At 71.5% G+C, this 10,758-nt stretch carries 10 protein-coding genes; 5 read left to right on the top strand and 5 right to left on the bottom strand.

What is annotated here, in order from left to right:
- Positions 1-117 precede the first annotated feature (117 nt).
- Positions 118-1,644, top strand: a complete 1,527-nt coding sequence (locus ASG80_RS20325; protein ID WP_369816285.1) for a DHA2 family efflux MFS transporter permease subunit — start codon at positions 118-120, stop codon at positions 1,642-1,644.
- A gap of 12 nt (positions 1,645-1,656) precedes the next feature.
- Here the strand turns inward: ASG80_RS20325 and ASG80_RS20320 are convergent, their stop codons facing one another.
- Positions 1,657-3,378 carry a substrate-binding domain-containing protein gene (locus ASG80_RS20320; protein WP_056734148.1) on the bottom strand — a complete coding sequence of 574 codons (1,722 nt, stop codon included), beginning with the start codon at positions 3,376-3,378 and terminating at the stop codon, positions 1,657-1,659.
- A 401-nt stretch (positions 3,379-3,779) separates the two neighbouring features.
- Between ASG80_RS20320 and ASG80_RS20315 the strand changes: the two genes are divergently transcribed.
- Positions 3,780-4,349, top strand: coding sequence for a carboxymuconolactone decarboxylase family protein (locus ASG80_RS20315; protein ID WP_056734147.1), 570 nt, complete (start codon positions 3,780-3,782; stop codon positions 4,347-4,349).
- A gap of 52 nt (positions 4,350-4,401) precedes the next feature.
- The gene (locus ASG80_RS20310; protein WP_056734144.1) at positions 4,402-5,070 is read left to right on the top strand and encodes a phosphoribosyltransferase; all 669 of its coding nucleotides are present in this window, start codon (positions 4,402-4,404) and stop codon (positions 5,068-5,070) included.
- Positions 5,071-5,116: 46 nt separating this feature from the next.
- Here ASG80_RS20310 and ASG80_RS20305 read toward each other — a convergent pair whose 3' ends face one another.
- Positions 5,117-5,926 (bottom strand): putative protein N(5)-glutamine methyltransferase, encoded by an 810-nt coding sequence (locus tag ASG80_RS20305; RefSeq protein ID WP_056734312.1) that lies wholly within the window; start codon positions 5,924-5,926, stop codon positions 5,117-5,119.
- A 200-nt stretch (positions 5,927-6,126) separates the two neighbouring features.
- Between ASG80_RS20305 and ASG80_RS20300 the strand changes: the two genes are divergently transcribed.
- Positions 6,127-7,998, top strand: coding sequence for an anthranilate synthase family protein (locus ASG80_RS20300; protein ID WP_056734142.1), 1,872 nt, complete (start codon positions 6,127-6,129; stop codon positions 7,996-7,998).
- 91 nt (positions 7,999-8,089) lie between these two features.
- Positions 8,090-8,560: a hypothetical protein gene (locus ASG80_RS20295; RefSeq protein ID WP_056734139.1), complete on the top strand. Its 471-nt coding sequence runs from the start codon at positions 8,090-8,092 to the stop codon at positions 8,558-8,560.
- Between the two features lie 66 nt (positions 8,561-8,626).
- Here the strand turns inward: ASG80_RS20295 and ASG80_RS20290 are convergent, their stop codons facing one another.
- The 3 genes from ASG80_RS20290 to ASG80_RS20280 are packed head-to-tail and all read right to left on the bottom strand — an operon-like array spanning position 8,627 to position 10,640.
- Positions 8,627-9,112, bottom strand: a complete 486-nt coding sequence (locus ASG80_RS20290) for a nucleoside deaminase (RefSeq protein WP_056734137.1) — start codon at positions 9,110-9,112, stop codon at positions 8,627-8,629.
- 38 nt (positions 9,113-9,150) lie between these two features.
- Positions 9,151-9,738: a GNAT family N-acetyltransferase gene (locus ASG80_RS20285; protein WP_162256663.1), complete on the bottom strand. Its 588-nt coding sequence runs from the start codon at positions 9,736-9,738 to the stop codon at positions 9,151-9,153.
- Positions 9,739-9,779: 41 nt separating this feature from the next.
- A complete protein-coding gene (locus ASG80_RS20280; protein WP_056734134.1) occupies positions 9,780-10,640 on the bottom strand; it encodes an Fpg/Nei family DNA glycosylase in 861 nt (286 codons plus the stop codon).
- Between the last annotated feature and the right edge of the window lie 118 nt (positions 10,641-10,758).

Genomic DNA, 10,758 nt, shown 5'->3' with positions numbered 1-10,758 from the left:
TGCATTCCGATCGATCGCTCGAATCGGGAATAGCGCTTCGTCGGGCGCGGGTTGACACACACATTCGACGCAAACCCCCGGCGCCGCTCTGCGCCGACATCGATTGGATGCTTTTCCGTGACCGAACGCGCCGTACCTGACCTGGCCCAGGGCGAGCCCGCCGCACTCGGCGAGCCCGCCCTCGAGACCCACGCCCTCCACACCGATGCCGAGGCCCTGCACGGTGCGCGCAACTCGCGCGTCATATGGCTGCTGCTCGCGTCGGCGTTCGTCGTCATCCTGAACGAGACGATCATGGCGGTCGCGATCCCCCACCTCGTCACCGACCTCCACATCACGATCTCGGCGGCGCAGTGGCTCACGACCGCCTTCATGCTCACGATGGCCGTCGTGATCCCCATCACGGGCTTCCTGCTGCAGCGGTTCGCCACCCGGCCGATCTTCATCGCCGCGATGAGCCTCTTCTCCACCGGCACGCTCATCGCAGCGCTCGCACCCGGCTTCGAGGTGCTCCTGTTCGCTCGCGTGGTGCAGGCGAGCGGCACGGCGATCATGATGCCGCTGCTCATGACCACCCTCATGACGCTCGTCGCCGCGGCCGACCGCGGCCGGTTCATGGGTCGCGTGTCGACCGTGATCTCGGTCGCCCCCGCGATCGGTCCGACGATCTCGGGTCTCATCCTGAGCTACTTGTCCTGGCGCTACATGTTCTGGCTCGTGCTGCCGATCGCGCTCACGATGCTCATCATCGGCATCCGGCGCGTCGAGAACGTGAGCGAGCCACGGGTGATCCCCATCGACGTGTTCTCGGTGATCCTCTCGGCGTTCGGCTTCGGCGGACTCGTCTACGGACTCAGCCTCGTGGGCGGGGTCGTGAGCGGCCTCGAGAACCCGGCCGCGATGTGGATCTCGCTCGGCGTCGGCGCCGTCGGCATCGGCGCCTTCATCTGGCGACAGCTCCGGCTGCAGCGACGCGATCGGGCGCTCCTCGACCTGCGCACGTTCCACTCGAGCAACTTCGCGATCTCGGTCGGGCTCATGGTCGTCATGATGGCGGCACTGTTCGGCACGATCATCCTGCTTCCGATCTACCTCCAGAACGTGCTGCACCTCGAGCCGCTGCTCACCGGCCTCCTGCTCCTCCCCGGTGGACTCATCATGGGACTGCTCGGGCCGACGGTCGGCCGGCTGTTCGACCGGTTCGGGCCGAGGCCGCTGCTCGTGCCCGGCAGCATCCTCGTGAGCGTGGTGCTCTGGTCGCTCACGATGGTCACCGAGCAGACCTCGCCGTGGCTGCTGCTCGCCGCCCACGTCGCCCTGTCGATCGCTCTCGCATTCATGTTCACGCCGCTGTTCACGGCGGCGCTCGGGTCGGTCGAGCCGCGGTTCTACTCGCACGGCTCGGCCATCGTCGGCACGGTGCAGCAGGTCGCCGGAGCCGCGGGCACGGCGCTGTTCGTCACCGTGATGGCCGCGGGCACGGCGTCCATGGCTGTAGCCGGCGCGTCGGCGGAGGCCGCGCAGGCGTCGGGCATCCGCTCGGCGTTCCTCGTCGGTGCGATCCTGTCGCTCACGGCGATCGTCGGCGCCTTCTTCGTGCGCAAGCCCGCCGACATGATGGAGGGCGCACCCGCCGCGCACTGACGCCCCTCGTGATCAGCCGCAGTTCGGCCGGCAGGCGCGCTGCGACAGCGCGTCGACCAGCACGGTGCTGAGGTCCTCCGGCCTCGACGCGGAGTACGCGGCGCCCTTCGTGGCCTGGGCGATGCGCTGCATCGCGGCGAGGTCGGTGTCGGGGCCGAACCCGATCATGATGACGGGCACAGGCTTCGTGGGGTCGTCCATCTTGCCGAGCTCGGCGAGCAGTGTGTCGAGGTCGATGCCGTTCTCGTCCTCGTTCCTGCCGTCGGTGATGAGCAGCACGGAGTTGACCTTGGCGGGGTCGTACGACTCGCGCACCCGCTGCACGGCGGCGAGCGTGGTGTCGTAGAGGCCCGTGGCGCCGCCGAGCCTCGCCGGCAGCGACTGGATGATGCCCGCGATCTCCTGCTTGTGCGCGAGATCCGCGAGCGGGGCGATGGGCGACAGGTCCTCGTAGTCGAGGTCGCCGTTGCGGGTGGTCGAGAACACCCAGACGCCCATCTCCACCTCGCCGGAGAACTTCTCCATCGCGGCGATGGCGGCCTGCTGGAAGATGTCGATGCGCCGCAGCCCGTTCTCGGCGGGTTCCTCCATCGAGCCCGACACGTCGATGACCGCGAGCATCCGCGAGCGCAGGGTCAGCACCGCCCAGGCGCGGAGGATCTCGAGCTGGGCGGCACTGTCGAGGTCGGCCACCGCCGCAGGCGCCTCGGCTGCGAGACCCGGCACCTCGAGCGTGCCCGAGCCGTCCCCCGCGCGGAACCCGTCGACCGCGAGGCGATCGGTGGCACCCCGCGCGGCCGCCGCGAACGCGGTGAGCAGATCGGCTCGCTCGGCGGCGGACTCGGCGACACGGTCCGCGCTGGCGCCCTCGCCCTCATCGTCGCCGGTATCGGTGCGCACCGGAAGCCGAACGAACGGGTAGTCGACGAACACGGTCCCATCAGCGGGGTAGGCGGCGACCAGCGTCTCCGCAGGATCGTCGAGGTTGTAGGCGGCTACCTGCGCCTCGCTCGTGATCACGACGCTCGGCTGCGTAGCGGCGGCGAGGGCGCCGAACGCCGCGCTCGTCGAGGCGGGAATGGTCTTGCCGAGCTCGATCATCGCACCCGCGAACTGGCGCGGGTCGTCGGGTGAGGAGTGCCCGCGGAGCGCGAGGAGGCCGGCGAGGCTCGCCGATGACGCCTCGGGGTCCGGCAGGATCGTCGGAAGCGCGCCCCCGAGCACGCGCGACCAGGTGACGGGTTCGCTGGCGATGGCCGCGGCATTCGTCGCGGCGGCGGCGAAGACGACGGGGGTCGACGCGATCGGCTCACCGACCTCGACCTTCGGCGGGGTCTGCCCGAGGGATGCCGCCGTCGCCGTCATGCGGTCGAGCCACACGCCGGACTCGGGAACCCAGGCGTCGGCCTCGATGCCGCCCGACGCGAGCACCGCGGCGGTGTCGGCGGAGTCCTGCGGCTTCACCGTGGTCTCGACGCAGGTCTCGGATGCCGCGTCGAAGTCCTCCGCGATGTCGGCCAGGGCGGGGGCGATGGACGTGTCGGCGATGACGACGAGTTGCTCGCTGTCGGCGCAGCCCGAGTCGGCGACAGCGAAGAGCGGGTCGAGGTGCCCGCCGACCCAGAGGAACACTCCCGTTGCGACGATGCCGACGACGGCGAATGCGGCGATGATGGAAAGGATGAGCGCGCGGCCCGGCTTCTTCGCCGGGGCCTTGACGATGTGACGCCCCACGGAATCTCCAAGCCCGACGGACGACGAGGTGCCGCCGAATCCCTCTGGTGCTGAACGAGTTCCCCCGTTCAGGGGGATGGATTCCATCAGTGTAGGCGACGAGTTCACGTAGGCGAATTTCGCTCGGGATCGAGAGAACGCGGGTCGGATGACCCCCAGTCATCCGACCCGCTGCCCCGCCCTTGGCCTTGCCCTTGGCCTTGGAGCCTCCACGCTAGGTGGCTGAGTCGGCGGAATACAGGGGTTGACGATGCGGATGCCGCGCGCTATCACCGCCGGCCGGCCCCCGTCGCCCCACCGCACGACCCCACCGAGCTCGACCGCCCTTTCGACAGGGCTGGCATCGCGCACGTCGTCGTGTCAGCATGAAAGCACCCGAGCACGTGCGAGATGGGGGTGCCATGACGATCATCCGAACCATCCGCGAGGACGAGGCCACCGGGGACGTCGCCGACTTCTACGACGACGACCGTGCATCGCTCGGCTACGTGCCACCGCACACGAAGGCGATGGCGATGAACCCCGCCGCCTACCGTGCGTTCGAGGACCTCATCGGCTCGGTGGCGGAGCCGCTCGGGGCACGACGCTACGAGCTCGTGACCCTCGCCGCGGCGCGTGGCACAGGATCCAAGCACTGCCGGCTCGCGCACGGCCTGAAGTCGCTCGCACTGTTCGACGAGGCGCAGTTGGAACGCATCGCCCGCGACTACACCGATGCCGGCCTCAGCGACGCGGAGGTCGCGATGATGCGCTTCGCCGAGCAGGTGGGGCGCGATGCGTCGAGGATGACGGATGCCGATACGCTTCGCCTGCGCAACGCCGGGTTCAGCGACCGGGAGATCGTCGACATCACGATCGCCGCCTCAGCGCGGGTGTATCTCGGGAGAGCCCTGCAGGGTCTCGCGGTGGAGGTCGACGTGCCGCAGCGGCTCAGCGGACCACTCCGATCGGCACTCGTCGACGGTCTCTGACTATCGAGAAAGGGGCGGCGCGAACGTCAACCGCCCAGGGGCATCAAGGGAGATGGAATACTTCACCGATCGACGCGACGCGGGCCGGCGGCTCGCGCGGGCGTTCGCGGGCCGCGAGCTCGAACACCCCGTCGTGCTCGGACTGCCGCGCGGCGGCGTGCCCGTGGCGGCCGAAGTCGCTCGGGCCCTCGACGCGCCGCTCGACGTACTCGTGGTGCGCAAGCTCGGGCTCCCCCGCCAGCCCGAGGTCGCGATGGGCGCCATCGGCGAGCGAGGTGCGCGCGTGCTGAACGACGACGTGCTGAGGTTCGGCGGCGTGCACGCAAAGGACCTCGAGGCCGTGGAGCGACGTGAGCGCACAGAGCTCGAAGCGCGGGTCCGCCGGTTCCGCGGCGACGCACCTCCGATCGACCTGAGAGGGCGCACGGCCGTCATCGTCGACGACGGGGTCGCCACGGGTGCGACCGCCCGCGTTGCGGCCCTCGTGGCGCGGGAGCTCGGCGCGGCATCCGTGGTGCTCGCGATGCCGGTCGGCGCGCCGGACAGCCTCGCCGAACTCGCGGCGATGCGGGAGGTCGACGAGGTCGTGTGCCTGTCGGCGCCGCCGGGCTTCATGGCGGTCGGCATGTACTACCTGAACTTCACCCAGACCTCGGACGCCGAGGTGCAGTCGATCCTCGAGGCGGCGCGGTCGGGCCGGACCGCAGAGGACGCCCCCTGACCGCGACGGCGACCGACGGCGTGACCCGGCGCGGCGGCCGCACCACTCAGCGTCGGCCGATGACGACCGTGGCGGCGAGCTCGTCGTCGCGCACGATGCGCGCGTCGAGGCCGCCCGCGATCACGAGCTCCGCCGTGACGGGCGAGTGGCCACGGCTCGTCTCGATGAGGAGGTGACCTCCTGGCGCGAGCCAGTCCGCGGCGGATGCCGCGACGCGCCGGTGCACGTCGAGCCCGTCCGCCCCGCCATCCAGTGCGACGCGTGCCTCATGGTCGCGCGCCTCGGGCGGCATCATCGCGATCTCGGCGGAGGGCACGTAGGGCGCATTCACCGCGAGCACGTCGACCCGTCCCCTCATGTCGTCCGGCAGCGCATCGAACAGGTCGCCCGCGACGACACGGGCGCCGAGCGGTTCGAGGTTCCGTCGTGCGGCGACGACCGCGGCGGGGTCGACATCGGCGGCGACGAGCTCGATGCGTCCGACGGCGGCGGCGACCGCTGCGCCGATGGCGCCGGCACCGCAGCACAGGTCGACCACGACCGGCACTCGCCCGTCGTCGGCCACGGCCTGCGCAAGGCGGGTCGCCTCGGCCGCCAGCAACTCGGTGCGGCGGCGCGGTACGAAGACGCCGGGCTCGAGGAGGATCCGGAGTCCCGCGAACTCCGCCCATCCGAGCACCTGCTCGAGCGGCTCCCCCGCGACACGGCGGACGACGAGGCGCTCGAGGTCGGCCGCGGCATCCGGCGTGCCCTCCACGGCGGTCGCGAGAAGCGACGCCTCCTCCTCCGCGAACACGCACCCCGCGGCGCGCAGGCGCGCGACCAGGGCGGGGTCGGGATGCGCGGCTGGAGGCATCCTCGCATCGTAGCCGCGCGGCATCCGGCGTGCGCTCCGCGACCGCATGCCCTAGAGTGCTCGACATGACCGCGTCGATCCGCACCTGGTGGCCCGCCTCCTAGGCGGACTCCACGCGTTTCGACGCACGACGACCGCCCGAGGGCGGTCGTTTCGCGTTTGCAGCGGGATGCCGGCCGAGGGCCCGACCGGAGACCGACATGACCCGCCTGCTTTCCTCGCTCCTCACCGCGCACCAGACCCCGGCGTTCGCCGTGATCCACCGCGAGCGCGAGCCCACCCTCGACGTCCTCGTCGGCGACGTCGTCGACGTCGACCGACTGGCAGACATCCCGCTCGGCGATGCCGAGGTACTCGCGCTCGTGCCGTTCCGGCAGGTGCGGGAGCGCGGCTTCGACGCCCACGACGACGACGCGCCGATCCGGTGCCTCGTGGTGCGCGACCGCGAGTCCGTGCCCGTCGACGAGGCCCTGCGGCTGCTGCCGCGGCATCCCGTGGTCGTCGGCGACCTCGACGTCGACGTGAGCGACGACGAGTACGCCGGCATCGTGCGCCGGGTCATCGAGGAGGAGATCGGACGGGGCGAGGGCGCCAACTTCGTGATCCGACGCGAGTTCACGGGCTCCACGGATGCCGCGCCCGCCGCGGCGGTGCTGGGATGGATGCGGGAGCTCCTCGAGCACGAGTCCGGGGCGTACTGGACGTTCGCCCTCGGCACGCCCGGGCTCGCGGCGGCCGGAGCCACGCCCGAGCGCCACGTCTCGTCGATCGACGGGGTGGTGTCGATGAACCCGATCAGCGGCACGTTCCGCCACGGCGAGGCGGGTCGCGACGACGCCGCGTTGCTCGCGTTCCTCGACGACGTGAAGGAGCGCGAGGAGCTCGTGATGGTCGTCGACGAGGAGCTCAAGATGATGAGCGCCGTCTGCCCCGACGGCGGGCGCATCCGCGGCCCGTTCCTGAAGCGGATGTCGCGGCTCACCCACACCGAGTACCTGCTCGAGGGCCGCTCGACACTCGACCCTCGCGAGGTGCTGCGTCACACGATGTTCGCCCCCACGGTGACGGGGTCGCCGATTGGGAACGCGTGCGCGGTGATCGCCCGGCACGAGACGACGCCGCGGGGTTACTACGGAGGGGTGCTCGCCCGTTTCACGCCGCGCGCCGGCGGAGTCGACCTGGACGCGCCGATCCTCATCCGTACGGCCTACCTCGACGCTGCCGGGCGGGTGCGCGTGCCTGTGGGCGCGACGCTCGTGCGGCACTCGGATCCTGCGGGCGAGGTCGCCGAGACCCGCGCGAAGGCAGCCGGTGTGCTCACCGCGCTCGGGGCGCTGCCGCGGGCGACCGCTCCCGAGCGCCACGTCGACGCCGTCCACCTCGACTCGCTGCTCGCCGCGCGCAACGACCGGCTCGCCGCGTTCTGGCGGTCGCCGCAGGCGGCCCGCTCGTCGCGGCACGCGAGCGCCATCGTGATCGATGCGGGCGACGACTTCACCACGATGCTCGCGCACCAACTGCGGCACCTCGGCATCGACGCCCGCGTCGTCCCATGGAATGCTGCGCCCGACGAGGCATCCGAGGACCTCGTCGTGTTCGGCCCGGGCCCCGGCGATCCGCGCAATGCGGCCGACCCGCGCGTCGCCCGCCTGCGGGAGCTCATCGCGGCACGGCTGGCGTCTGGACGCCCGATGCTCGCCGTCTGCCTCAGCCACCAGGTGCTGGCGGATGTCGCGGGCCTGCCGATCGCCCCGCTGCCGACGCCGCGACAGGGCGTGCAGCTCGAGGTCGACGTGTTCGGCGAACGCGCGGCGATCGGGTTCTACAACACGTTCTCGGCGCTCGCGCCTGCGGGATCGACGACGCCGCGCCTCGGGCTGGAGGTGGCCGCGGATGCCGGCACCGGCGTCGTGCACGCGATGCGCGCTGCGGGCGTGGCATCCGTGCAGGGACACCTCGAGTCGGTGACCTCCCCCGACGGCCTCGCCACGCTCGAGCGCCTGCTTGACGACGTGCTCGCAGGCCAGGAGGTGGCATCGGCGCCGCTCGGCGCGGGCATGGCAGGCGCATGATGCCGCACTCCGTTCGGTTTGGCAAGGCATTGCCGTCATCCGTTCCGGGCGTGTTGGCTGAGTCGCACCCGACCCGAGGAGGCGGTTCCCTGTGGAGACCAGCACCATCATCTGGATCATCGTCGGCATCATCGTCGTCATCGCGATCGTGGCCGCCGTGCTGCTGACGAGCCGGAGGCGCCGTGAGGCGCAGCTCGAGTCCGAGCGCCGGAAGGCGGCCGAACTCCGCCAGAACGCCTACGAGTCGGATGTCGCGCGCCGCGAGCGTGAGGCGGACGCGGCGCGTGCCGCCGCCGCCGCGAAGCAGGCCGAGGCCGACGCGATGCAGGCGCAACTCGAGTCGGAACGGCTCACGCGCGAGAGCGCGGCGCATCAGGCCGACGCGCAGCACCTGCGCGCAGAGACCGACGAGCGGCTGCAGAAGGCCGATACGGTGGACCCAGATGTCGTGACCAAGGCCGATCACGCCCGGGCGACCGACGAGCGGGACCTCGCGAGCCGCGAGTACGGCGTCGACCCGGCGACGGAACGCCGCGATACCGAGGCGGGCAGGCACGTCTAGCCCGAACCCTGCGACCGGGTGGTGGAGGGAACTCCGCCACCCGCTCGCGACCCGGCGGTGAGCGGCTCAGCCCGTGGACACGGCTCGCCGGATGAGCAAGCGCACCTCGTCGACGAGCTCGTCGACGGGGCCCTCGACGTCGAGCCCGGGCGCGACTTCGGCGATGGGCAGCGCAGCGACGGGCGACGCGGGCGCACCCATGGCCCCCCTCCACGCGGCGATCTGCGCGGAGCTCGCCACGTACACGATGCGCCCGAGTCCCACCCAGGCGTGCGCCGCCGAGCACATGGGGCAGTGCTCACCCGACGTGTACACGGTGGCAGCGGCGCGCTCCGCGGGCGCGAGATGCGTCACAGCCCAGCGAGCGATCTCGAACTCGGGATGCCGCGTCGGGTCGCCGGTGCTCGCCTCCCGATTGCGGCCGGCGAACCGCTCGACGCCGGCCGCATCGACGAGCACCGAGCCGAACGGGCCGTCGCCGCCGTCGGCTGCCTCTCGCGCGAGCTCGACTGCGCGCCGAAGGTGGACGAGGTCGGTCTCGGAGAATCCCATGCCTCGAGTCTGCCGGGCCACCGCGCCGATGGCGAGAGTCAGCCGAGCGCGATGACCGCCTCGAGCGTCTCGTCGTCGAGCGGCCGGTCGCTGAAGACGAGTCGCTCGAGGTGCGTGGTGTCATCAGGACCCGCCGGCGCCGCCCCGGATGCACCCTGCCAGACGAGTTGGAGGTCGAGGCGCTCGAGCACGCGGATCGACGCGAGGTTGTTGGCGAGCACCCGCGCGGTCACGGGGATCTCGGGACGGGCTTCACGCGCGGCCCCGAGCGAGATCTGCGCGGCCTCGCCCGCGAGCCCGTGACCCCAGGCCTCGGGCGCCAGGCGGTAGCCGAGATTCCACGCGTCGAACGGCAGCATCGCCGCCCCAGCCGACCCGAGGAAGGCGCCTGGCGCGAGGTCGCCGACGGGTTCGCGCAGCACGACGGCGCAGTGGCCGAAGCCGTGCACCCGGCGGGACTCCATCGAACGCTCGATCGCACGTGCCGACTCGCCGCGGCTGGCGTGCCGCCCGGTCGGCAGGTGCTCCCACGTGCGCGGATCGCCGTACACGCGGAAGTAGTCGTCGACGTGGTCGAGCGTGAGCGGGGTGAGCAGGAGGCGGTCGGTGCGGAGTTCGTCGATCATCGCGACCAGTCTGGCAGCGGCATCCGACATCGCCGTCCTTGCTATTTCAACAGCCGTGACAGCACCCGGTCGGCAAGCGGCTTGCCGCCCGTCTGGCAGGTGGGGCAGTACTGGAACGTGGAGTCGGCGAAGATCACCTCGCGCACGATGTCGCCGCACACGGGGCACACCTGGCCGGTGCGGCCGTGCACCTGCATGCGAGTGCGCTTGGAGTCCTTGAGCTCGTCGGGCGGGTGGCCGGCTGTTGCCGCGATCGCCTCGGAGAGGGTGTCGCGCAACGCATGGTAGAGCCGCTCGACGTCGTCGGGCTTGAGCTTGGCGGCGAGCGCGTATGGCGACATCCGCGCGTTGTGCAGGATCTCGTCGGAGTAGGCGTTGCCGACTCCCGCGAACACGGACTGGTCGCGCAGCAGCCCCTTGATCTGCGTGCGCCGCCCCGCGAGGATGCCCGCGAAGTCGTCGAGCGTGAAGTCGGGCGCCGTCGGATCGGGGCCGAGCCGTGCGATGCCGGGCACCTCCGACGGGTCGCGGACGACGTACACCGCGAGGGACTTCTTGGTGCCCGCCTCCGTGAGGTCGAAGCCGGCGCCGTCGTCGAGGCGCACCCTGAGCGCGATGGGCGACTTGCCCGGCCTGATGACGGTCTTGGGCAGCTGGTCGTACCACCGCAACCACCCGGCTCTGGCGAGGTGGAACACGAGGTGCAGGCCGCCGACCTGGAGGTCGACGAACTTGCCGTGCCGCGACGCCCCGTCGATCGTGCGCCCGACGAGCCCCTGCAGCGGCGGGTCGAACGTCTTCAGCGCCGAGATCGCGGCGACCGTCGCGGCTGCCACGCCATGGCCGACCGCACGCTCGCGGAGGAATCCCACCAGCGCGTCGACCTCGGGCAACTCGGGCACCCGTCCATGCTCTCACCCACGGCGGACATCAGCACCGGTTCGGGTCACCCGCCGCCCGACGCATTGCCCGTAGCTACCCAAGCGTGCCACGCGCCCTTACGATCAGCGTGTGGACCCG

It is taken from the genome of Agromyces sp. Soil535, assembly GCF_001428255.1.
Lineage (GTDB): Bacteria > Actinomycetota > Actinomycetes > Actinomycetales > Microbacteriaceae > Agromyces.
This window is presented reverse-complemented; position numbering and strand designations above follow the sequence as displayed.

Bases quoted from the DNA above. Each gene is read 5' to 3' on its own strand.
- ASG80_RS20315 (WP_056734147.1), top strand. From the start codon at position 3,780: ATGACGATCATCCGAACCATCCGCGAGGACGAGGCCACCGGGGACGTC.
- ASG80_RS20310 (WP_056734144.1), top strand. From the start codon at position 4,402: ATGGAATACTTCACCGATCGACGCGACGCGGGCCGGCGGCTCGCGCGG.
- ASG80_RS20305 (WP_056734312.1), bottom strand. From the start codon at position 5,926: ATGCCTCCAGCCGCGCATCCCGACCCCGCCCTGGTCGCGCGCCTGCGC.
- ASG80_RS20300 (WP_056734142.1), top strand. From the start codon at position 6,127: ATGACCCGCCTGCTTTCCTCGCTCCTCACCGCGCACCAGACCCCGGCG.
- ASG80_RS20290 (WP_056734137.1), bottom strand. From the start codon at position 9,112: ATGGGATTCTCCGAGACCGACCTCGTCCACCTTCGGCGCGCAGTCGAG.
- ASG80_RS20285 (WP_162256663.1), bottom strand. From the start codon at position 9,738: ATGATCGACGAACTCCGCACCGACCGCCTCCTGCTCACCCCGCTCACG.